General features: G+C 64.9%; 18 protein-coding genes and 1 pseudogene. 3 read left to right on the top strand and 16 right to left on the bottom strand.

Annotated elements, in window-relative coordinates:
- Positions 1–127 precede the first annotated feature (127 nt).
- The 3 genes from AC628_RS19885 to AC628_RS19875 all read right to left on the bottom strand — a co-directional run bounded on the left by AC628_RS19885 (position 128) and on the right by AC628_RS19875 (position 2782).
- Complete coding sequence (locus tag AC628_RS19885; protein WP_074128473.1) at positions 128–1891, bottom strand: adenylate/guanylate cyclase domain-containing protein; 1764 nt, start codon at positions 1889–1891, stop codon at positions 128–130.
- Between the two features lie 141 nt (positions 1892–2032).
- Positions 2033–2305, bottom strand: a complete 273-nt coding sequence (locus tag AC628_RS19880; protein ID WP_050422683.1) for a DUF2312 domain-containing protein — start codon at positions 2303–2305, stop codon at positions 2033–2035.
- Positions 2306–2479: 174 nt separating this feature from the next.
- Positions 2480–2782, bottom strand: a complete 303-nt coding sequence (locus AC628_RS19875) for a DUF1244 domain-containing protein (RefSeq protein WP_074128472.1) — start codon at positions 2780–2782, stop codon at positions 2480–2482.
- Positions 2783–2980: 198 nt separating this feature from the next.
- Between AC628_RS19875 and AC628_RS19870 the strand changes: the two genes are divergently transcribed.
- Both AC628_RS19870 and pyk read left to right on the top strand, forming a co-directional pair.
- Positions 2981–3586 carry a DUF1036 domain-containing protein gene (locus tag AC628_RS19870; RefSeq protein ID WP_074128471.1) on the top strand — a complete coding sequence of 202 codons (606 nt, stop codon included), beginning with the start codon at positions 2981–2983 and terminating at the stop codon, positions 3584–3586.
- Positions 3583–5019: a pyruvate kinase gene (gene pyk, locus AC628_RS19865; protein WP_074128470.1), complete on the top strand. Its 1437-nt coding sequence runs from the start codon at positions 3583–3585 to the stop codon at positions 5017–5019. The genes AC628_RS19870 and pyk overlap by 4 nt, the downstream gene beginning before the upstream one ends.
- A 39-nt stretch (positions 5020–5058) precedes the next feature.
- On the opposite strand, the gene AC628_RS19860 is transcribed toward pyk, so the two are convergent.
- Both AC628_RS19860 and AC628_RS19855 read right to left on the bottom strand, forming a co-directional pair.
- Positions 5059–5487 carry an OsmC family protein gene (locus AC628_RS19860; protein WP_074128469.1) on the bottom strand — a complete coding sequence of 143 codons (429 nt, stop codon included), beginning with the start codon at positions 5485–5487 and terminating at the stop codon, positions 5059–5061.
- Between the two features lie 176 nt (positions 5488–5663).
- Complete coding sequence (locus AC628_RS19855; RefSeq protein WP_021078615.1) at positions 5664–6338, bottom strand: TetR/AcrR family transcriptional regulator; 675 nt, start codon at positions 6336–6338, stop codon at positions 5664–5666.
- Positions 6339–6781: 443 nt separating this feature from the next.
- On the opposite strand from AC628_RS19855, the pseudogene AC628_RS19850 reads away from it, so the two are divergent.
- Positions 6782–8283 (top strand): annotated as a pseudogene (locus AC628_RS19850) (hypothetical protein).
- A gap of 224 nt (positions 8284–8507) precedes the next feature.
- Here AC628_RS19850 and AC628_RS19845 read toward each other — a convergent pair.
- From AC628_RS19845 to tolQ, 11 genes are all read right to left on the bottom strand, one after another.
- Positions 8508–8921: a DUF3052 family protein gene (locus AC628_RS19845; RefSeq protein ID WP_074128468.1), complete on the bottom strand. Its 414-nt coding sequence runs from the start codon at positions 8919–8921 to the stop codon at positions 8508–8510.
- 12 nt (positions 8922–8933) lie between these two features.
- Entirely contained in the window at positions 8934–10856 is a 1923-nt protein-coding gene (gene ftsH / locus AC628_RS19840) for an ATP-dependent zinc metalloprotease FtsH (RefSeq protein ID WP_074128467.1), read from the bottom strand.
- A gap of 259 nt (positions 10857–11115) precedes the next feature.
- A complete protein-coding gene (gene tilS, locus AC628_RS19835) occupies positions 11116–12150 on the bottom strand; it encodes a tRNA lysidine(34) synthetase TilS (protein ID WP_074128466.1) in 1035 nt (344 codons plus the stop codon).
- A gap of 51 nt (positions 12151–12201) precedes the next feature.
- The gene (gene ybgF / locus AC628_RS19830; RefSeq protein ID WP_074128465.1) at positions 12202–13248 is read right to left on the bottom strand and encodes a tol-pal system protein YbgF; all 1047 of its coding nucleotides are present in this window, start codon (positions 13246–13248) and stop codon (positions 12202–12204) included.
- A 247-nt stretch (positions 13249–13495) separates the two neighbouring features.
- Positions 13496–13978, bottom strand: coding sequence for a peptidoglycan-associated lipoprotein Pal (pal, locus tag AC628_RS19825; RefSeq protein ID WP_021078622.1), 483 nt, complete (start codon positions 13976–13978; stop codon positions 13496–13498).
- Between the two features lie 310 nt (positions 13979–14288).
- Complete coding sequence (locus tag AC628_RS19820) at positions 14289–15020, bottom strand: N-acyl amino acid synthase FeeM domain-containing protein (protein ID WP_074128464.1); 732 nt, start codon at positions 15018–15020, stop codon at positions 14289–14291.
- Between the two features lie 170 nt (positions 15021–15190).
- On the bottom strand, positions 15191–17521 hold the full coding sequence (locus tag AC628_RS19815; RefSeq protein ID WP_074128463.1) for a putative bifunctional diguanylate cyclase/phosphodiesterase: 2331 nt from the start codon (positions 17519–17521) through the stop codon (positions 15191–15193).
- Between the two features lie 187 nt (positions 17522–17708).
- Positions 17709–19043 (bottom strand): Tol-Pal system beta propeller repeat protein TolB, encoded by a 1335-nt coding sequence (gene tolB, locus AC628_RS19810; RefSeq protein WP_074128479.1) that lies wholly within the window; start codon positions 19041–19043, stop codon positions 17709–17711.
- A gap of 71 nt (positions 19044–19114) precedes the next feature.
- On the bottom strand, positions 19115–20059 hold the full coding sequence (gene tolA / locus AC628_RS19805) for a cell envelope integrity protein TolA (RefSeq protein ID WP_074128462.1): 945 nt from the start codon (positions 20057–20059) through the stop codon (positions 19115–19117).
- Positions 20060–20089: 30 nt separating this feature from the next.
- Positions 20090–20557: a biopolymer transporter ExbD gene (locus AC628_RS19800; protein ID WP_074128461.1), complete on the bottom strand. Its 468-nt coding sequence runs from the start codon at positions 20555–20557 to the stop codon at positions 20090–20092.
- Between the two features lie 89 nt (positions 20558–20646).
- Positions 20647–21360 carry a protein TolQ gene (gene tolQ / locus AC628_RS19795; protein WP_016846954.1) on the bottom strand — a complete coding sequence of 238 codons (714 nt, stop codon included), beginning with the start codon at positions 21358–21360 and terminating at the stop codon, positions 20647–20649.
- Positions 21361–21752 lie beyond the last annotated feature (392 nt).

Raw genomic sequence — 21752 nt, 5'->3', positions numbered from 1 at the left:
GCGGTCTGCGCCGCAATCGGCCACGCACTCGATGCCTTCACCTCCGAGGAATGCGCCAACTACCTCAGAAGTTCAGGCTATCGGACTTAATGCCATCACGCTTTAGCTCATCCCGAAAGCCGTTTGATCAAGCCGGCAGTCCCGCCTTGAGCAGGCCGGCCTCGTAGCGCGCCCGGTCGGGCTCGCGCTTGTAGTGCTGGGTTGCCAGATGGGCAGCGACCGTGAAGGCCGGTTCGCGCTTCAGCACCTCGGCCGCATGGGCTGTGGCCGCAACCGCGTTGCCCATCTGCGCCAGCGTCGCGGCGAGGAAGGCGTGATGGGTGTGGTCGGGCCGCGTGATGCGCGAGAACGCCTCGGCGGCGTCGGCGTATTTTTCGGCGCAATAGCAGGCGCGGCCGAGATGACTCCAGAAGCGCTCCGGATGGAATGGATTGAGGCGCATCGCCCGCTTGATCCAGTCGATGCCTTCCTCCGGCCGCCCGAGCCAGGTCAGCAGTTCACCCTGCTGCACGACGACAAGGTCGTAATTCGGGTTGAGCGCGAGCGCGCGCTCCTGGTGGAAGGTTGCCTTGTCGTGGTCGTCGCGGTTGAGGTTCAGCGCGGCGAGGATCCGGTGCACGTCGCTGTCGTTGTCATCGAGCTTGAGCGCGATCTCGAGCTCGGCGGCCACCTGGGCAAGGGTCGCGTCGCGATCCTCGCACCAGTTGTAGACCCAGGTCTGGCCCAGCACGCAGGCGCGCCAAGCGTGGGCATGGGCATAATTCGGGTCAAGCACGATGGCCCGCTCGAGCAATCGCTGCGCTTCCGCATTGTCGTCCCGTGCCGAGCGATGATGCAGTACCCTGGCCGCCAGCACGCATTCATAGGCCGCCATGTTGTCGGTCCGCTTGCGCTTGGCGCGGTCATGCGCCGCAGCCTCGACGCGGCCCGGCAAGATTGCCACGATCGCGCGCGTCATCTCGTCCTGGATGGCGAAGATGTCGGCAAGCTCGCGGTCATAGCGCTCGGCCCAGACGTGCCGGTCGGCCTCGGCATCGATCAGCTGCACCGTGACGCGGATCCGGCCGCCCGCCTTGCGCACGCTGCCTTCCAGCACATAGTCGACGGCGAATTCCTTCGCGACGTCCTGCACCTTTACGGCCTTGCCCTTGTACACGAAGGTCGAGTTGCGCGAGATCACCAGCAGATCGTGGAAGCGCGACAGCTCGGTGATGATGTCCTCGGTGAGCCCGTCGGCGAAGAATTCCTGCTCGGGATCGCCGCTCATGTTGACGAGCGGCAGGACGGCGATAGAGGGTTTCTTGGCGACGACGGAGGCGACCGCCGCGTTCGACTGCCCGGTCGCGGATTTGGCGCCCGATTCGAAATGGACACGGAAAACCCGGATCGGGCGCGCGATGTTCTTGACGGTCTGGTCGCCGAGATCCTCGAAGCTCAGATCTTCCAGACGATCGCCGACTTGGTCGCGGACCGCGCCGGAAATGCAGATGCCTCCGGGCTCGGCCAGCGTCTCCAGGCGGGACGCGACATTGACGCCGTCGCCGAAGATGTCGGCGCCGTCGACGATCACATCGCCGAGATTGATGCCGATGCGAAACTGCATCCACCGCGCCGGCGCGACGTCGGTGTTGCGCTTGGCCATCCGGCTCTGGACCTCGGCCGCGCACAGCACCGCATCGACGACGCTGTGGAATTCGACCAGCATGCCGTCGCCGGTGGTCTTGATGATGCGGCCGCGGTTCTTGGCGATGGCAGGATCGATCAGCTCGATCCGATGGGTCTTGAGGCGCGCAAGGGTGCCCGTCTCGTCAGCCTCCATCAGGCGGCTAAAGCCGACCATGTCGGCGGCGAGGACCGCAGCGAGCCGGCGCTCTGGTCCTGGCACGTCCATCTGAACGATCTGCCCGGTTACCTCGCCGCCAGTCTAGCAAATCCCGGGATGTCACCCAAGCCTCGACCGAGGCTCGGCAGGAGCCATCGGGAGTACCCTCGGCGGACGGCCTGACGGCGTCAGGCCAGCCCGCCGGCCGCCTCACAGCATGCCGAGCGCCTGCATATAGGTCTCCAGGATGGTCTCCTGCTCCTGGCGCTCATTGGCATCCTGCTTGCGCAGGCGCACGATGGTGCGCAGCGCCTTGACGTCGAAGCCGTTGCCCTTGGCCTCGGCGTAGACGTCGCGGATGTCGTCCGAGATCGTCTTCTTTTCTTCTTCCAGCCGCTCGATGCGCTCGATGATGGACCTGAGCTGGTCCTTGGCAAATCGCGTTGCGGGCTCGTCCTGAACGGCGGCAGACGTGGTGGCCATTGCGTACTCCTGAAATGGCAATGAAATGTCGCGCGAATACGCGCCACGCGCACCGCTTGTTGCGGGCGACCCTCGATTTTGGAGCACGTTCCGTCAAGGAAACATCGCGCTCATCCACAGCGCGCCCACAGGAGATGCTGGTGGCCGCGGAACTGACGTCACACAGATCGGGAATTAGTGACCACTTTGGGCCTTCTTCATCGCCGCGAGTTGCTCCGGCGTCGCGCTGCCCTGGTACTTCGTCTTCCACTCCTCATAGGGCATGCCGTAGACCGCCTCACGGCTCTCGTCCTTGCTCACCGCAAGGCCCTTGGCGTCGGCCTCTTCCTTCATCCAGTTGGACAGGCAGTTGCGGCAGAAGCCGGCAAGGTTCATCAGGTCGATGTTCTGCACATCGGTCCGGTTACGCAGATGGCTGACGAGGCGCCGAAACACCGCAGCCTCAAGTTCCGTTCTAGTTTTGTCGTCAATGCTCATGATCGTGATCCCGGTGTGAGGCGCTCACCATATTGATATCAGGTGGGAATTGTCACAGATTTTGCCATATCGACGCGCAATACGGACCTGTCCGGCCAACACTTGCCACGGTCCCACAGCGCGGGAAACGGGCGCCCGCCCGTTGACAGTGCCTGCCGGGCACGCGAAATCGTCAATGGTTTGATATAGCTTCGCCGCATGAGCCCAACAGATTCTCTCGCCTCAGCTCCTCCCCGCACCATCCGCCTGATCGTGGCCGGCCTCCTGCCGGTGCTGGCGGTTGTCGCGGCCTGCCTGTGGGCGAGCCCGGCGGCCGCCGATTTCAGGCTCTGCAACAACACCTCGAGCCGCGTCGGGATCGCGCTCGGCTACAAGGACGCCGAAGGCTGGACCACCGAAGGCTGGTGGAATGTGTCGTCGCGGACCTGCGAGACCTTGCTGCGCGGCAATCTTGTGGCGCGCTACTACTACATCTACGCTCTCGACTACGATCGCGGCGGCGAATGGTCCGGCCAGGCCTTCATGTGCTCGCGCGACAAGGAATTCACCATCAAGGGCACCGAGAATTGCCTGGCGCGGGGCTTTGACCGCACCGGCTTCTTCGAGGTCGACACCGGCGAGCAGCGTGCATGGACCGTCCAGCTGACCGAAGCCAACGAGCAACAGCCGCAGAAAGTACCGGGAATGCCGGGCGGCGTAGCCCCGGGAAGCCCCGGGGCGATGCCGGGCCTGCCAAATCCGCCGCCGGGCGCAACGCCGCCGGGTCTGCCGCCAGCCGCAACGCCGCCCGGAAACAAACAATGAGACGGCTGCGTCGAATCAAGATCCTCGCAACGCTCGGCCCGGCCTCTTCAGACAGCGCGATGATCCGCAAGCTGTTCGAGGCGGGCGCCGACGTCTTCCGCATCAACATGAGCCATACCCCGCACGACAAGATGCGGGAGCTGGTCAAGACCATCCGCAATGTCGAATCGAGCTACGGCCGGCCGATCGGCATCCTGGTCGACCTGCAAGGCCCGAAGCTGCGGCTCGGCTCGTTCGCGGAAGGATCGACCCAGCTCAAGAACGGCCAGAGCTTCATTCTGGATTCCGACAAGACCCCTGGCGACAACAGCCGCGTCCAGCTTCCGCATCCGGAAATCCTCGCCGCGCTCCGCCCCGGCCACGCGCTGCTGCTCGACGACGGCAAGGTGCGGCTGATCGCCGAGGAAACCTCGCCCGGGCGCGCGGTCACGCGCGTCGTGATCGGCGGCAAGATGTCGGATCGCAAGGGCGTCAGCCTGCCCGACACCGATCTGCCCGTCTCCGCGATGACGCCGAAGGATCGCGCCGACCTGGAAGCCGCGCTGCCGGAAGGCATCGATTGGGTGGCGCTGTCCTTTGTGCAGCGTGCCGAGGACGTGATCGAGGCCCAGAAGATGATCCGCGGCCGTGCCGCCGTGATGGCCAAGATCGAGAAGCCGCAGGCGATCGACCGCCTCGCCGACATCATCGATGCGGCGGACGCCCTGATGGTGGCGCGCGGCGATCTCGGCGTCGAGCTGCCGCTGGAGCGGGTGCCGAGCCTGCAGAAGCAGATGATCCGGATGGCGCGCCGCGCCGGCAGGCCGGTGGTGGTCGCGACCCAGATGCTGGAGTCGATGATCCAGGCGCCGGTGCCGACCCGCGCCGAAGTCTCCGACGTCGCCACCGCGGTCTACGAAGGCGCCGACGCCATCATGCTGTCGGCGGAATCCGCCGCCGGCAAATTCCCGGTCGAGGCGGTCTCGACCATGAACCGCATCGGCGAGGAAGTGGAGCGCGATCCGACCTATCGCAGCGTGATCAATGCGCAGCGCGTCGATCCCGAGGCGACGGTGGGCGACGCCATTGCCGACGCCGCGCGGCAGATCGCCGAGACGCTCGATCTGTCGGCGATCATCTGCTGGACGTCATCGGGTTCGACCGGCATCCGCGTGGCGCGCGAGCGGCCCAAGGTGCCGGTGGTCGCGATCACGCCGAATCTCGCCACCGGCCGCAAGCTGTCGGTGGTGTGGGGCGTGCATTGCGTGGTCGCGGAGGATGCGCACGATCTCGACGACATGGTCGACCGCGCCGGTTCGATTGCATTCCGCGACGGTTTCGCCAAGGCCGGCCAGCGCGTCATCATCGTCGCCGGCGTGCCGCTACGCGCGCCCGGCACCACCAACATGCTGCGCATCGCCTCGGTCGGACCGAAAGGCGACGCGCAGCTCTAACCGGCCGCGCCGGGCCACGCATCACTGCACTCCTGACCGTCAGCCCTGCAACGACGCGTCCAGCGTGATCTTGGTGTTGAGCAGCTTCGAGATCGGGCATCCGGCCTTGGCCTTGCCCGCCAATTCCTGGAACGCCGCGTTATCGGCGCCCGGGATCTTCGCCGATAGCGTCAGGTGCACTGCGGTGATGGCGAAGCCGTCAGCGACCTTCTCCAGCGTCACGTCGGCCTTGGTCTCCATGTGCTCGGCGGTGAGCTTGGCTTCGCCGAGGATCAGCGACAGCGCCATCGTGAAGCAGGCGGCGTGCGCCGCGCCGATCAGCTCTTCGGGGTTCGAACCGGGCTTGCCCTCGAAGCGGCTGGCGAAGCCGTAGGGGTAATCGGCGAGCGCGCCGCTCTTGGTCGAGATCGCGCCCTTGCCGTCCTTGATGCCGCCCTGCCATTTGGCCGAACCGTGGGTCGTCGTCATGCGTTGCTCCCTGAGGTTGGTTGAACCCAGCCCGCAAAGCTACAACGCCAATGCGACAGAAGTATTCGCCGCGCGCTTGGCGCCAAAGCGTTTTCAAGCGAAGTGGACGCCGGTTCGCGTGAAGAAAACGCGTCAAAATAGAAATTGAGAGCTTCGATTCGACCAGAACCGAAGCTCTAGGCGCCGACCAGCGCCTTCGCCGGGGTCGTCGCCTGCACCACGAGACCGCGGGCGCGCGCATCCATCACGCCGACCGCGCGCAGCGCGAGCAGCGTCACGGTCTGCACCGCATCGCGCAGCTTGATCGGATCGTCGAGATTGCTCGGTGCGAGCGGGCCGACCAGCGCTTCGTGCAGCGCGCCGAGCAAGGCGGTGGCGGCCAATGCCGTATCCTGTGCCGGCAGATGGCCGGCGCGCACGGCGGCATCGATGCGCATGGCGAGCTCGCCGGAAATATCGCGGCGGCTGGCGAGGCGCGAGGCGGTGACGTCGACATCGACCGGCTCGGCCAGGATGCCCCAGGCCAGCTTGCGCTGCGACAGCACGTGGACCGCGATCGTCGTCACCGCCGCGGCCAGCGCCGATGACGGCCCTGGCGCTGCATCGGCGGCGCGCCGGATCGCCGACAGCTCGTCGCGCGAAACTTCCGTGATCAATTCCGAGATCAGCTCGGCCTTGGACGGGAAGTAGCGGTAGACGGTGCCGGCGGCGACATTGGCCCGCACCGCGACGGGCGCGATCTGGACCGCCGCCATGCCGCCCGCAGCCGCAGCATCCCGCGCAGCCGACAGGATGGCGCTGCGCCGGGCAGCCAGCCGTTTCACGACTTGATGTGTTCGCCGGTAGACCATGGCGTTCCGTCCCCCACCGTATGCCCTGGCCGGCGCCCACCGGCAGAACACACGCGTCTTCAATGTTTTGAACGATTGATCCCGCAATCGCTTGAAGAAGTGAACAACTATTCAGACGGGATGACAAGCTGGAATTGTAAGGATTTTGCGACGGTCGCACGCCACCTCAGATTGAGCCGGCGGCCGCCCCGGCCTGCGGATGCCCCTAGGCCGACCCAATTCAGCGACAGATCGGCGGTCGCCAACGGCACTCAGGCTCGGATCGGGCCTTCGATGGTAAACCGCGAGCTAAGATCAGCGCTCGAAATCGAGGCATCTGGTCTCGCGCGGACCCACGCGCATCGGGCCCGCATTTACCCGAATTTATCTGAGACCGTGGTCGAGTGCGCCCAACGTCACGTGTGGCGTTGCCTCGATGTCCCCGGCCAAACCAAAGAAGGCGCATGTCACTCTCCATCACCAGCAGCGTGAGCAGCCGTAGCTCTGTGCGAGGGCTGGTGCCGCTGTGCGCGGCCGTGGGCGCCTATCTGTTTTATCTCTCCGCCGGTGAAATCCTGCTGCGCGATTCCGACACGGAATGGCAGATCAAGGTTGGACAGTGGATCCTCGAACACGGCGCGATGCCGACATCCGACGTGTTCTCCTTCACCCGTTTCGGCGAGCGTGGATTTCGAGCTCGTGGCTGTCGCAGGTGGCGTACGCCCTCGTCTATGGCGGCGATTGGGCCGGGCCGGTGATCCTGACGTCGATCGCGATCGGCGCGACGGTCGGGATCTTCCTGCATCTCTTGAACCCGTATTTCGATCCGGCGCGTGCGATCCTGATCGCGGCGCTGGCGTTGCTATTGTCGACCATCCACTTCTTCGCGCGGCCACATGTGCTGGCGCTGCCGGTGCTGCTGGCGTTCATCGGCGGCCTGATGGCGGCTGCGGATCGCCGCACCTATCCATCTTGGTGGCTGCTGCCGCTGATGGCGCTATGGGCCAATCTGCACGGCGGCTTCGTGCTCGGCCTCGCGTTGATCGGGCCGATCGGACTGGAGGCGGTGTGGAGTGCTGAGCCGAGCCGCCGGCGCGAGCTCATCGTGCGATGGGGACTGTTCGGCATCGCGGCGCTGGCCGCAAGCTGCGTGACGCCCTACGGCTGGAATAGCCTGCTCGGCGCGACCAAGATCCTCAGCCTCGGCAAGCTGCTGACGCTGATCGGCGAGTGGATGCCCGCGGATTTCAGCAAGCCCAGCTTCTTCGAAGCCACGCTGCTCGGCCTGATCGGCCTCATCTGCTATCGCGGGCTCACGCTGTCGGTGCCGCGGATCCTGCTGCTGCTCGGGTTGGTCTGGATGGCGCTGAGCCATATCCGCAACATCGAGGTGTTCGCGTTCATCGCGCCGCTGGTGCTCGCCAAGCCGATATCAGAACAATGGGGGATGGCGGCCGTCACCGCCGCCCGCTTCGAGGCACGCCGCTCGCTCCCCGTCGTCACGATCCTGGCTGCTGTCGCGATGGTGATCGGGGCGTGGGTGACGACGACGATGTTCGTCGCGCAGCACCAGTTCAAATTCCTGCCGGTGTTCTGGCCCGCTGCCGCGGTCGACGTCCTCCAGCAGCACAAGGCGCAGCGCGTGTTCAATACCGCGCCGTTCGGCGGCTATCTGGTGAGCCGCGACATCAAGGTGTTCATCGACGGCCGCGCCGAGCTGTATGGCGAGCAATTCGTGCTCGACTATTACGCCGCGCTCGATGCCCGCGACGCCGGCCAGCTGCTCGACCTGCTCGACAAATACCGCATCGACGCCACGCTGCTGAGTTCGGACTCTCCGGCCGGAAACGCGCTGGACCACCTGAAGGGCTGGAAGCGGCTCTACAAGGACGATATCGCCGTCATCCATGTGCGGTCGGACGAGGCGAGGGTCGGCGCGATGCCGGCTGCCGAGAGTTCGAAATAGCCTGCCCCATTCCTTCGTCGAGAAGCGCGCGCTGCTTATCCCGTCATCCTGAGGAGCGCGCAGCGCGTCTCGAAGGATGCACGGCCCCGCCGGTGGCCGTCGATCCTTCGAGACGCGCGCAAGAGCGCGCTCCTCAGGGTGACGGGCAGAGTGCAGAGTGCCACCTTCAAATACGATCGATCTCAACCTAGTTCCCGGTCTGGAGCTCACACGCCGCCGCAATCTCAGCGCGTGCCGCGCTGCTTGGCCGGGATCACGAATTTCAGCCCAGACCATATCGCACCGACAGCGCAGACCTTGATGTCGACCAGGCCGGCCGCGAGCCCGGCCTCGCGCACCGCGCTGTCGTCGAGATCGGTCGCGACGCCTGAGCTCTTCTTCGGCCACGAGACCCAGATCATGCCGTCAGGCGCGATCGCCTCCCGGTAGCGTCGCAGCTTGGCTGAAAGCCCCTTGGCATCTGCGGCGAACAGATGCACGGCATCGAGCGGCGCCCGCGCGGTCTTCGCGATCCGCAGCTCGGCAGGCAGTTCGCCGACGATGTCGCTGTACGGGACGGACAGCCCGTCGACAAAAATACAAAAGCCCGGCTTGAGGCCGAGCTTTTGCACAATCGGTTTGCCGGAGGTGCCGGCCATGGCGGTCGAGGCTTACGCCTGCGGCTGCGGCTCCAGGCCGGTGTCCGGATCGGGACGCGGGCGCGACTTGCCGGCCGGCGGCACGGCGGAGGCGCGTGGCGTCGACGGCTCCAGCACCGACTCGCGGTTGGGCTTCTTGCCCTTCAAGAGGTCGATGATCTCGTCGCCGGTCAGCGTCTCGAACTCGAGCAGGCCCTTGGCCAGGGCTTCGAGGTCGCCGTGCTTCTCGGTGAGGATCCGGGTCGCTTCCTTGTAGCCTTCCTCGACCAGGCGCTTGATCTCGGAGTCGATCTTCTGGACCGTCGCCTCGGACGCATTCTGCGTGCGCGAGACCGACATGCCGAGGAACACCTCGTCCTGGTTCTCGCCATAGGAGACGGTGCCGAGCTCTTCCGAGAGGCCCCAGCGCGTCACCATCATGCGGGCCAGGCGGGTTGCCTGCTCGATGTCGGAGGCGGCGCCCGAAGTCACCTTCTCGCGGCCGAAGATCAGCTCTTCGGCGACACGGCCACCCATCATGATGGCGAGGCGCGAGGTCATCTGCTCCAGCGACATCGACAACTTGTCGCGCTCCGGCAGCTGCATCACCATGCCGAGCGCACGGCCGCGCGGAATGATGGTCGCCTTGTGGATCGGATCGGTCGCGACGACGTTGAGGCCGACGATGGCGTGACCGCCCTCGTGATAGGCCGTCAGCAGCTTCTCTTCCTCGGTCATGACGAGCGACTTGCGCTCGGCGCCCATCATCACCTTGTCCTTGGCCTCCTCGAACTCGGCCTGCGTCACCATCCGCTTGTTGCGGCGGGCGGCGGTCAGCGCAGCCTCGTTGACGAGGTTCATCAGGTCGGCGCCGGAGAAACCCGGGGTGCCGCGCGCGATGGTCTTGAGGTTGATATCCGGCGCCAGCGGCACCTTGCGGACGTGAACCTTGAGGATCTGCTCGCGGCCGACGACGTCGGGATTGGGCACCACGACCTGACGGTCGAAGCGGCCCGGACGCAGCAGCGCGGGATCGAGCACATCGGGACGGTTGGTCGCCGCGATCAGGATCACGCCTTCATTGGCCTCGAAGCCGTCCATCTCGACCAGCAACTGGTTCAGCGTCTGCTCGCGCTCGTCATTGCCGCCGCCGAGGCCGGCGCCGCGATGACGGCCGACCGCGTCGATTTCGTCGATGAAGATGATGCAAGGCGCGTTCTTCTTGGCCTGCTCGAACATGTCGCGGACACGGCTCGCGCCGACGCCGACGAACATTTCGACGAAGTCAGAACCGGAAATGGTGAAGAACGGCACATTGGCTTCGCCAGCGACCGCGCGCGCGATCAGCGTCTTGCCGGTGCCGGGAGGTCCGACCAGCAGCACGCCGCGCGGAATGCGCCCGCCGAGCCGCTGGAATTTGCCGGGGTCGCGGAGGAATTCGACGATCTCCTGCAGGTCCTGCTTGGCCTCGTCGACACCTGCGACGTCCTCGAAGGTGACGCGGCCATGCGCCTCGGTCAGCATCTTGGCGCGCGACTTGCCGAAGCCCATCGCCTTGCCGGCGCCGCCCTGCATCTGCCGCGACAGGAAGATCCAGACGCCGATCAGCGCGATGAACGGCAACCAGGAGACGAGCAGCGAGACGAACCACGGCACGTTGTCGCCGGGCGCCTTCGCGGTGATCTGCACCTTGGCGTCATAGAGCCGCTTCACGAGCGTCGGATCGCTCGGCGCGTAGGTCTGGAAGCTGGTGCCGTTGTTGAAGGTGCCGTGAATCTCGGGCCCCTGAATCACGACATCGCGGACATGGCCCTGATCGACTTCAGTGAGAAGCTGCGAGAACGAGATGTCCGAGGACGACGAGCGCTGGCCGGGATTCTGGAAAAGCGTGAACAACGCCAGCAGCAGCAGGACAATGATGACCCAGAGGGCGAAATTCCGCAGATTGGCGTTCATGGTCTTCCTTCGGTGGTCGCGCGGATCGCGGCCTCTCTCTATCCTTGGGCAGGGTCTGTGGGAATCCCCAGGGAATCCATCCCGTCGATGCCCTACAATCTAGGTGCCGCTGGGGTCGATGCCAAGGGAACCACGCACGACTATTTACCGCATCCTAGCGCGATTCCCGGTCAAAAAATGACGCAGAATCCGGTGTTTTTCCGGGGTGGTTAAGCCACCTTGCCGGATTATGACAGCGATTGAAACAATCGAACCCGGCTCAGCGGGAACGTGCCCGGCGGGGCGGTGCCGGGCTGATCCTGATGCGGCCCGAGGCGACGCTGATAACCGCTCCGGCAAGCGTCTGTTTCAGCTTCGATTCGCGTTGTCCGATGGCCCCATCCAGGGCCTGGTCGACCGCGGCGAGCAGGGTTTCGACCTTGCCAAGTTCGGCCGGCCCCTCATGCCCGGTGCGGTCGATGGCGCGCTTGAGCAGACGGAGGCGGATCTCGTCCGGCATCGCCGCGAACAGCGCAGCGTCGAAGCCTGCGTCGAGGTTATCCTCGCTTTTCAACGCAAGATAGCGCTCGGCGCCATCGACCAGCACCTCCAGCGCGGCATTGGCCCGCGCGATCCGCGCGGCAAGCCGTGCCAGGTTCCGCGCGTCGCCGCCCTCCTCGGCCAACAGCGGCATCAGTGCGCGCAGCCGTGGCCGCGTGAAGGACAGGTCGCGGTTGGTCGGGTCGTCGACAAAGCCGATGCGCGCCTTCTGCAGCGTTGCGATCAGCTGCGCCTTGGAGATATCGAGCAGCGGCCGCGTCAGCAGAACGCCGTCGCGCTCGGTGTCGCGCGCCATCGCCGAGAGGCCCGCGACGCCGCTGCCGCGCAGCATCCGCATCAGCAGCGTCTCGGCCTGGTCGTCACGGGTGTGCGCGGTCAGGATATGCGTGGCGCCGTGCTTGCGCGCGGCTTGCGCGAGCAGACGATAGCGCGCCTCGCGCGCGGCAGCCGGCACGCCGGTCCTGGGCTTGGATCCGTTCCAGCGCAACGTGTGATGTGGCAGGTCGAGGCTTCGCGCCAGCCGCTTGACATCGCGCGCCTCGCGAGCCGCTTCAGGACGCAGGCCGTGATCGACGGTGACCGCCACCAGTCGCGGCCCTTGCGCGAGCGCGCGGCGCCAACGCGCAGCCAGCCACATCAGCGCGACTGAATCCGGACCACCGGACACCGCAAGCACGATCGCCGGCGCGCGCGCCAGGCCTGCGAACAGGCGCTTGGCGTCCCTTGCCGGGATGGCGGATTGGTCGTCGGGCATCGCAGAACCAGCAGGTCGTAGAAAGGCCGGAAGCGGCCTCCCCTTGCCGGTTTAGCACTTCACGCGCTTCTGCTCGCGGTCAACCGCAGCCTTGACCCCGCCGGATGCGCGCGGGTACTTCCGCGTGACCTCGCCGAACGCGGCGCAGGCGGCTTCCTTTTCCTTCAGCGCCGCCAGCGACTGGCCAAGCCGCAGCAGCGCGTCGGGCGCCTTCGCTGATTTGTCGAACTTGGTGGTCACGCCGAGGAAGGTTTCCGCGGCGTCGCGATATTGCTGGCGCTGGAAATAGCTTTCGCCGAGCCAATATTGCGAATCCGCCACCAAGGGATCGGTTGGATACTTCGTCGCGAAGTTCTTCATGGTCTCTTCGGCGAGCGCATAGTCCTTGCGCTGCATGTAGCCGATGCCGAGGTCGAACTCGTCCTTCGACGTGGCCGACGGCGGCAACGTGGTCAGGGCCGCGCTTGCGCCGGGGGCACCGCGCTGCGGGCTGGTGTTGCCGAGATTGAGGGGCTCGCCCGCCCCGCGGCCGCCGGGCGCGCCGACCGCCGCTTCGCTCTGCATCGGCATCTGGGCGCCGCCGAGCGCGCGCGGAGCGCCGGGGGCATTCGGGTTCTGGCTCGGATCGAAGGCATCGCCGCGGCCGCGGCGGCCGGGGGCTGCCGCAGCTGCCGGCTCCTGCACGATCGGCGCGGGCGTTGCGATCTGCTGCTGGTCATAGCCGCCCTGCGGCTGCCGGCCATATCCTTGCTGTGGCTGGCCGTATCCCTGCTGCGGCTGGGCATAACCCGGCTGGGCTTGCGGGTAAGCCTGCGGCTGCTGCGCCGGAGGCACCGCCGCGACATTGGGCTGGCCGGCCGGAGCCTGTCCAGGAGCGCCGGGCGGCTGGCCACCAAGCTGGCGCAGCCGCTCCTCGAGCTGACGATTGCGGTACTGCAGTTCCTCGTTCTGACCGGTCAGCTGCCGCAGCTGGTTTTCAAGCCGCTCGATCCGCATCTCGGCATCGGAATCGTCGGACTGGGCAAACACTGGTGCGGAAACGGCGAACAGCGCCGCGATCGCCGCGGCGGAGGAAAGAAAATGAAGCCTGGATGACATTTTGCCCTGACGACGAGATCGACGTGAAAAGCGAGCGACATTGAGGGACGGAGTACGCCGGAATTGTGACTGGCACTTCAAATCCGGGACAACGCCGCGGATACCGGTTTAGTACGGGCGCTGGAACAAGCAAGCGGCCAATTGCGCGCAGCTTCGTTCATCTTGATGAAGGCGCTCCGGGCCGCCATGCGGCCAAAACAAAACCGGCGCCCGAGGGCGCCGGCTTGGAAACGTATTCGGGATCGCGTCAGGAGCTGGCGTTCAGCACGGTGACGGCGCGACGGTTCTGCGACCAGCAGGAGATGTCGTTACAGACCGCAACCGGGCGCTCCTTGCCGTAGGAGATGGTGCGCATGCGGCTCGGATCGATGCCGCGCGAGGCAAGGTAGGCGCGAACCGACTGGGCGCGGCGGGCACCGAGCGCGATGTTGTATTCACGCGTGCCGCGCTCGTCCGCATGACCTTCGATGGTGAAGGAATAACGGTTGTAGGTCTGCAGCCACTGCGCCTGCTTGTCGAGGGTCGCAGTCGCCTGCGGGCTGAGATCGGTCTGATCGCTTTCAAAGAACACGCGGTCGCCGACATTGACCACGAAGTCCTGCTGGCTACCCGGGGTCGCTGCGCCCCCAATCGCGCCGTTGGCGTCCAACGGGTTCTTGTTGGCGCAGGCGCCCATCGACAGCGCCACCGCCAGAACCGCAACCAGCTTCATACCCTGGAGATATTTCATTCCCGGAGCCTCCACGCTCGCGCTCTTCGTACTACCCAATCGGTCTACAGGGCGATGGTTAAGCGAACGTTCCGTCAACCTTGACGAGACCTTGCTGGACCCCATCAAATGCCAGACAATGCCGGAAAGCGCCCCCGATGGTTAATGGGTGGCAAATGTGGCGCGATGGTGAAGGGAAGGCAAGGTTCGCGGGAACCAAATCGCTCGACGGCAATTTTGGCGCCGTCCGTGGCCAGCCGGCGACAGAAAGTTGCAGAATTGGAACGTTGGAACGGCAGCAGCGACGCAACGGCAGCCGGATAGTTCGCGCTCAGGAATGCGGCACGATCGAAGGGCGCTCGAATCGCTTGATCGTCGGCTGCTGGAGCACATGGTGCTCGCGCTCGAACAGCATACGGCGCTCGAACGCCGACGAACGCATCATCGGGTAGCGCGTGAACACCTTGTCTCGCATGGTGGGGAAATCCGCCGCCATCAGCCCGACCGGCTTGAGCAGGCCCGGGAACAGGCGTGGCTCGGCAATGGTCTCGTGGAAGAAGACGCGCCGGTAGAATGCCTGGTGCTCCGGACGGACGATCGCCAGCCCCAGATCAGCGCTGAAATATTCGCACGCCATATAGGCGAGACGAACGGTGACATAGGGCAGCTCGGGCGCGCGCCGGGCCCGATCGGGATCCGCAACAAATCGCGCGGGATCGATGATGACTTGATGGCGATCGAGCCTCGGATGCAGGATTTCGCCGAAGGCCTCCGCAGAGCACGACTCGCGCCACTCGCTCGTCAGCACGCTGATGCGAACCGAGCTGCTGAGCTCGCCGTCGAGATAGACGCCGAAGGTCCAGGAGTTCTCCAGATCATCATATTGATCCGTGACCCGCTGCTCCGCGGATTCCTTCACCGCGCCTTCACGCAGATAGGCGCGATAACGCAGATTGTAGAGCTCTTCCTTTTCGGCGGGCGTTTGGGCGAGGCGGTAGTCAACCTGGTCGAGCAGCTCGAGGCCCCGCGAAAAAGCGCGGGGCGCAACGACGGGGGACCTCATGAGCTACTCCGGACTTTCACGACAACTTTTGCGAGCTGCCCGAAACCTTAACAGCTTCTTAATTTTCGTCAAAGCAATCGAGGCAATACAGTTAACCTCGTATCCAAGGGCACACTACGAATAGTGCAGCCGAAGGATCATGCAACTATCGATTGAGATGTTTGGCCGGCTCACGCGATCGAGCGCGAGGGAACCACGTGCAGCTGCTCGTCGGCGCGGCGGCCGTGCGAGGCATTGAGCAGCTGGCGGATGCGGACGGCGGGAACCGGCCGGCTGAACAGATACCCCTGGGCTTCGGTCACCGCACCGTCGGCACTGATCAGTTCGAGCTGCTCGTTGGTCTCGATGCCCTCGACCACGACCGACATGCCGAGGTCCGCGGATAGCCGCGCCACGCCGCGCAGCAAGGTCAGCGGCCGATCGCAGTCGATGCCTTCGAGGAAGGAGCGGTCGATCTTGACCTTCTGCAGCGGGAAATTGTGCAGGTAGCTGAGCGACGAGTAGCCGGTGCCGAAATCGTCCAGCGAGATCCGCACGCCGAGCGAGCGCAGCTGCGACAGCACATCGTGGGTCAGCTCGGTGTTGTGCAGCAACGAGGATTCGGTGATCTCGATCTCGAGGCGATGCGCGGGCAGACCGGAGACCTCGAGCGCATAGCGGACCTCGCTCAGCACGTCGCGCTGATGGAACTGCTGCGGTGAGAAGTTGACCGCGACGCTGACCGCCTCGGGCCACTTCATGCATTCCATGCAGGCCTTGCGCAGGATCCAGCGGCCGAGATCGACGATCAGGCCCATGTCCTCGGCGACCGGAATGATGTCGACCGGAGAGACCGTGCCGCGCACCGGGTGGTTCCAGCGCAGCAGCGCCTCGCAGGTCGAGACCTTGCCGGACTTCAGGTTGATCAGCGGCTGGTAGAACAGCTCGAACTCCTCGTTGGCGAGCGCCTTGCGCAGATCGAGCTCGAGGATGCGGCGGGCCTCGACGGTTTGCGCCATCTCATCGCGGAAGAAGCAGAAGGTACCGCGGCCGTCGGCCTTGGCACGGTAGAGCGCCATGTCGGCGTTCTTCAGCAGCGTGTCGGCGCCGACGCCGGGCGCGGTCATCGCGATCCCGACACTGGCGCCGATCTCGACCAGATGATTGTCGATCTTGTAGCGCTCGCTGAGGCGGTCGACGATGCGCCGCGCCAGCGCGGCGGCGTCCTCATGCGAGTGGATGTTCTGCTGGAACACGACGAATTCGTCGCCGCCGAACCGGGCCACGAAATCCTCCGGACGCAGCATCTCGCGCAGCCGCTCGGCGACCGCGCAAAGCAGCTGGTCGCCGCAGGGATGGCCGAGCGTATCGTTGACCTGCTTGAACTGATCGAGATCGACGAACAGCAATGCGGAGCGATGGTCGCCGTTCTGCATGGCGAGCAGCCGGCCGATCTCGTCGCGGAAATTGACGCGGTTGGGCAGCGCGGTCAGCTCGTCGTAGCGTGCGAGGTGGCTGATCCTTGCCTCGGCGTCCTTGCGTTCGGTGATGTCCTCGACCAGCAGGACCGTGCCGCCGCCGGCCATCGGCTGGAACGTCCAGTCGAGCGAACGGTTCTGCGCCGGATCGGGGTCGCTGGTGACGATGTCGCCGCGCTGCGAGCTCTCGATCTCGTAAAGGATCTGCTGCGCGGCCGCGGCCGAGATCGCGCCGGACAGCACGCAGGCATTGCAGATATCGGCCGCGCTGGCGCCGCGCTGCACGAAATCGTCCGACAGCTCCATCATCTCGATGAAGCGGTGATTCATCACCGCAAGGCGTCCGTCGGCGCGGAACATGCACAGGCCGTGCGGCATGTTGTTGAGCGCGGTATCAAATTGGTGCGCCAGTGCCGCCTCGCGGAAGCTCGCGGTCAGCGCCTTGACGAAGATCGCATGGAGGCTGAGGTTGATGCCCTTGAGGCCGAGGAAGAACAGCACCAGCAGGGTCGCAAGGCCGACATAGTAGAAGTCGCCATGCAGCGCCAAGGCGAGCGACATCGGGCCGCAGGCGACCAGCACATGGAGCTGGAGCAGCCGTGGCCGCCCGTAATTGCGGGCCGCGCCGCCGGCGGTATAGCCGACCGTCACCGCGACGCAGAGCATGTGGGCGATGGCATCATCGCTGCCGAGGATGGTGACGAAGCACCAGGCGCCCAGCACCATGGCGTAGACGATCGCACCGATCGAGTAGCGCGGCGCCCAGACCTTGGCTTCCTCGTAGGTCAGCCCGCCGCCCTGTCCCTCGTCATACTTGCGCATCCAGACCGCGCGCGCGGTGCCGATGGCGACGATCAGGAAAGCGAACGGCCACAGCAGCACATTGCCGGTCTTGAGCGCGGTCATCACCGCGGCGGAGGCGGTGGCGACGCTGCCGAGGAACATCGCCCAGAAGTTCTGGCGCATCGAATCGACGAGAGCAGCGTAGAGCACCGGCTCCAGCTCGTCCTGGTTGCCTCGTCGTTTCTGATCTACCAACTGCATCTGTAGACGTACGCATCCCTTTCCGGCTGCGTAGTTTTAGCGGTCGCAGGTGAAGTCTTTCTGAGGGAATATCGTTAGCGAGTCCTTGCCGCGAACGATTGATAATCGAAATTTGGCATAAAATTCAGTGCGCTAGGTAAGAAGTGCCGACCGGCTCCGGGGTTCCCCGGAGCAGCCTTGCGCGAGCTCAGGACAACAGCGGCGACCAGGCCGGATCGGAGGCAAAACCGGGGGTCGGGACCCGCAGCTCGTTGCGCCCGGAGACGTCGATGGTGAACAGCGACGGTCCGCTGTTGCCGCCGGGATCGCGGAAGAACATCACGACGCGCCCGTTCGGCGCAAACGTCGGACCCTCATTGTGGAAGCCCGAGGTCAGGATGCGCTCGCCGGAGCCATCCGGTTTCATGATGCCGATCGCGAACTGCCCGCCGCCCTGCTTGGTGAACGCGATGTAATCGCCGCGCGGCGACCACACCGGCGTCGAATAGGTGCCGTCGCCAAACGAGATGCGCTGCGCGGCGCCGCCGGTTGCCGGCATCACATAGATCTGCGGCTTGCCGCCGCGATCGGATTCGAAGCAGAGCCGCGTGCCATCGGGCGCGTAGGATGGCGAGGTGTCGATCGCCGGCGTGTCGGTCAGCCGCGTCATCGACTTCGAACGCAGATCCATCACGAACAGGTTGGAGTTGCCGCCCTGCTGCAGGCTCATGATGACGCGCTGGCCGTCGGGGGAGAAGCGCGGCGAGAACGACATGCCGGGGAAGTTGCCGACGATCTCGCGCTGGCCGGTCTCGATGTTGAGCAGATAGACGCGCGGGTCGCCCTGCCCGAATTCCATGTAGGTGATTTCCTGGGTCGACGGCGAGAAGCGCGGCGTCAGCACGAGATCCGAGCCGCGGGTCAGATAGCGCACATTGGCGCCGTCCTGGTCCATCAGCGCGAGCCGCTTGACGCGGCGATCCGCCGAGCCGCTCTCGTCGACGAACACGATACGAGTATCGAAATAGCCCTTCTCGCCGGTCATGCGTTCGTAGATCTGGTCGGAGATGATGTGGGCGATACGCCGCCAGTATTCCGCCGACGTGTCGTACTGCTGACCGGCGAGTTGCTGGCCGGTGTTGACGTCCCAGAGCCGGAACTCCGCTTTCACGCGCCCGTTGCCCTGGCGCGTCATGCGGCCGGTCACCAGCGCCTGCGCGTTGATGCTCTTCCAGTTGTTGAAGTTCGGCGCCGCGTCGATGTTGATCGATTTCTCGAGATAGGCGGCCTGATCGATCGGCGCGAACAAGCCGCTGCGCTTCAGGTTGTTGGTGATCACCTGCGTGACGCCGACGCCGACCTCGGCGTCGCCGGGCGTACCCGCCGCAAAATTCGGGATCGCAATCGGCACCGGCGCGAACTCGCCTTCCGGAATCGGAATTCGTTTCGGGCCAGCCTGCCCGAAAGCGCTCCGGGTTCCGGCAAGCGCGCCGAGGGCCGCAATTCCGGAGATCATCTGTCGACGGTCGAGGCGAAATTTCATGGTCCGCAAATCATTCGTGTTGGTCATTGTCGGTAACTTTGCTTGCCGTTGGCCAGGCGACGCGATTGTCCTCAGGTCTTCCGTTCCGTGAACACCGGCGCGAAATACTTCCATTCCTCGAAGAAGGCGGCCGGCAGTTTATACGGCTGGCATTCGATGATCGCCCGCAGCGCGCTCTCCTGATAGACGCGCAAATAGGGCGTTCCCGGCGTACCTTCCGGCACCGGCGGCGCTTCGAGCTTGCCCTCACGGTTCAGCTTGATCTCGAAAACGGCCTCGGTCTGCTGTGCCTCGATGCCGCCATAGGGCTTCTTCCAGCAACGCTCGACCTGCTGCTTGAACATCGCGCCCCAGGTCGCGGAGTTATCGGCGGCCTTGCCCTTTGCCGTGCCGAGCGAAGCATTGGCGTTGAGCGTGTCGCCGGTCGCCGAGGCACGCGTCGGATCGCGTTTGTCGAGCAGCGCTGCGATCTTGCTCTGGTCGAACACGCGATCCTTCGGCTTCTGCTCCGGCGGCGGCTTGGCGGCCTGTGCGACAGGCTTCGGCGGCGGCTTCTTCTCTTCCTTCTTGATCGCTTCCGCGATCGGGTCGGGCTTCACCGGATCGGGCTTCTTCTCGATCGGCTTCGGCTCTTCCTTTGGCTTATTCTCCGGCTTGTTCTCGACCTTCTTCGGCGGATCCGGCTTCTTGTCTTCCGGCTTCTCCACCTTCGGCGTCGGCGCCGGCGCGGTATCGGTCACGACAGGCGGCTTCTTGTCATCGATCTTGCCGACGGCATCGTCCATCGGCTTGGCCTCGGCGACCTTCTCGACCAGCGGCTTGGGATTTTCCTTCTTGCCGTCCTTCAGGCCCGCCATGACATGAGAGAGCTGGTCGGGCGAGATTACGTCGACGGCAACAGTATCCTCTTCAGGCATCACGTATGCCCTGGTCGAAAACGACACGAGGCCCCACCCGATCACGAGGACGTGCAGGACAATCGATGCCGCCAGAGTCTTGTCGACCTTGACCTTCAAATCAGGCTTCCCCGTGCCTTGGCATGGTGGTTATCCGCCTTCCGGGATGATGACGATATTCGCCTTGAATCCCGCGGCCCGGACTTCCCCGAGCAATTTCATCATATCCGTGTAACAGACGTCCTTGTCGCCACGCAGATAGACCACTTTTTCGGCTTCCGACCGGGCGTCTCCGATCGCCTTGATCTTGGCCGGAAAATCGGCGGCCGTGATCGGCGCGTCGCCGAGGTAGAGCTCGACATTCGAGTTGCAGCCACCACCGGTGCGCTTGACCGACAACGTCAGCGGCGGCTGGTTCGACGAGATCGACTTGCCACCGCTCGCGACCGGCAGATCGATATCGATGTTCGACGTCATCAGCGGCGCCGCCACCATGAAGATGATGAGCAGCACCAGCATCACGTCGACCATCGGCGTGACGTTGATCTCGGCCATGACCGGCTTGCGCCCGCGGCGGCGTCTGCCACCACCGCCGGACCCTGCCATGCTCATCGCCATGATCGTGCGCTCACAAGAGTGACCATCACATCTCTTTGTTTGAGCATGATCTTTTCGGAAAACCGGTACCCACTTTTCCGGATCATGCTCTAGCCCCGCTCGTCGATCTGACGCGACAGGATGGCGGAGAACTCGTCGGCGAACCCCTCCAAGCGCGCGGCCTGCCGGTTCACCTCCGAGGTGAACTTATTGTAGAAAATAGTCGCCGGAATTGCGGCAATCAGGCCGATTGCGGTCGCAAACAGCGCTTCCGCGATACCGGGCGCCACCACCGCCAAAGAGGTGTTTTTCGAGGCCGCGATCGACTGGAAGCTCGACATGATGCCCCAGACGGTGCCGAACAGGCCGACAAACGGGCCCGCGGAGCCCACGGTGGCGAGCACCAGGAGGCGGCGTTCCAGCCGCTCCACCTCGCGGGCGATCGAGACGTTCATGACCTTCTCGATTCTGGCCTGCAGGCCGGCAAACGACCGCGACTGGCTCTCGAAGGAGCGCTTCCACTCCCGCATTGCGGCCACGAAACAGGCCGCCATCGACTGTGTCGGCTTGGCAGAGAGCGCCCGGTAGAGTTCCTCAATCGACTGGCCGGACCAGAAAGCCTGCTCGAACTTGTCCATTGCCCGCTTGGTACGGGCGTAGAGCAGGATCTTGTCGATTGCGATCGCCCAGACCCACACCGAGCAGGACAGAAGTCCCAGCATCACGCATTTGACGACCCAATGAGCCTGCCAAAACAATGCGATCAGCGATACATCGCTCGATGCCAGTGGCAGAGTCGACTGAGCCACATCGGCGGGATTCATCGGCAATATCCTCTCAACGCAAGTGTCCCAATTCGGCGGGCCGCCAATCGGCACCCCTTCCACGGCCGCGTGCCCGGCGCGGCAAAACTGCGCGAGAGCCTCTTACATCTGTCGCATGGGGGGCCCGTCCAAAGCCGGGCCCTGCTTCCCCTGCCAACATGTCAAAACGAGGGCTTTTCACGCGGCATTCCGACCCTAACCAAACGCTAATCATGGTTAAGGCGAGGTTACCAAAGGGAAATTTGGAGGCGGGAAATGCCGCCGGCCGAGCCGGTTGGCGGGTTCCCGGGATGAACGGATTGCCGCCGGGTGGAGGGGTTGTGGGCTCCTCCCCCATCGTCCTGGCGAAGGCCAGGACCCATAACCACCGCTTTCGGTAACGAACCGGATCG

It is taken from the genome of Bradyrhizobium sp. NAS96.2, from assembly GCF_001908235.1.
GTDB lineage: Bacteria > Pseudomonadota > Alphaproteobacteria > Rhizobiales > Xanthobacteraceae > Bradyrhizobium.
Note: the sequence above shows the minus strand (reverse complement) of the source record. Positions and strands in the feature narration are given on the sequence as shown.

What these genes read in the sequence shown, in the direction of transcription:
- AC628_RS19875 (WP_074128472.1), bottom strand. Translation starts at nt 2,782, where the DNA reads ATGAGCATTGACGACAAAACTAGAACGGAACTTGAGGCTGCGGTGTTT.
- tolB (WP_074128479.1), bottom strand. Translation starts at nt 19,043, where the DNA reads ATGAAATTTCGCCTCGACCGTCGACAGATGATCTCCGGAATTGCGGCC.
- AC628_RS19815 (WP_074128463.1), bottom strand. Translation starts at nt 17,521, where the DNA reads ATGCAGTTGGTAGATCAGAAACGACGAGGCAACCAGGACGAGCTGGAG.
- AC628_RS19870 (WP_074128471.1), top strand. Translation starts at nt 2,981, where the DNA reads ATGAGCCCAACAGATTCTCTCGCCTCAGCTCCTCCCCGCACCATCCGC.
- pyk (WP_074128470.1), top strand. Translation starts at nt 3,583, where the DNA reads ATGAGACGGCTGCGTCGAATCAAGATCCTCGCAACGCTCGGCCCGGCC.
- ybgF (WP_074128465.1), bottom strand. Translation starts at nt 13,248, where the DNA reads ATGTCATCCAGGCTTCATTTTCTTTCCTCCGCCGCGGCGATCGCGGCG.
- AC628_RS19860 (WP_074128469.1), bottom strand. Translation starts at nt 5,487, where the DNA reads ATGACGACGACCCACGGTTCGGCCAAATGGCAGGGCGGCATCAAGGAC.
- tilS (WP_074128466.1), bottom strand. Translation starts at nt 12,150, where the DNA reads ATGCCCGACGACCAATCCGCCATCCCGGCAAGGGACGCCAAGCGCCTG.
- tolQ (WP_016846954.1), bottom strand. Translation starts at nt 21,360, where the DNA reads ATGAATCCCGCCGATGTGGCTCAGTCGACTCTGCCACTGGCATCGAGC.
- pal (WP_021078622.1), bottom strand. Translation starts at nt 13,978, where the DNA reads ATGAAATATCTCCAGGGTATGAAGCTGGTTGCGGTTCTGGCGGTGGCG.
- AC628_RS19820 (WP_074128464.1), bottom strand. Translation starts at nt 15,020, where the DNA reads ATGAGGTCCCCCGTCGTTGCGCCCCGCGCTTTTTCGCGGGGCCTCGAG.
- AC628_RS19880 (WP_050422683.1), bottom strand. Translation starts at nt 2,305, where the DNA reads ATGGCCACCACGTCTGCCGCCGTTCAGGACGAGCCCGCAACGCGATTT.
- AC628_RS19855 (WP_021078615.1), bottom strand. Translation starts at nt 6,338, where the DNA reads ATGGTCTACCGGCGAACACATCAAGTCGTGAAACGGCTGGCTGCCCGG.
- AC628_RS19845 (WP_074128468.1), bottom strand. Translation starts at nt 8,921, where the DNA reads ATGGCCGGCACCTCCGGCAAACCGATTGTGCAAAAGCTCGGCCTCAAG.
- AC628_RS19885 (WP_074128473.1), bottom strand. Translation starts at nt 1,891, where the DNA reads ATGGACGTGCCAGGACCAGAGCGCCGGCTCGCTGCGGTCCTCGCCGCC.
- AC628_RS19800 (WP_074128461.1), bottom strand. Translation starts at nt 20,557, where the DNA reads ATGGCGATGAGCATGGCAGGGTCCGGCGGTGGTGGCAGACGCCGCCGC.
- ftsH (WP_074128467.1), bottom strand. Translation starts at nt 10,856, where the DNA reads ATGAACGCCAATCTGCGGAATTTCGCCCTCTGGGTCATCATTGTCCTG.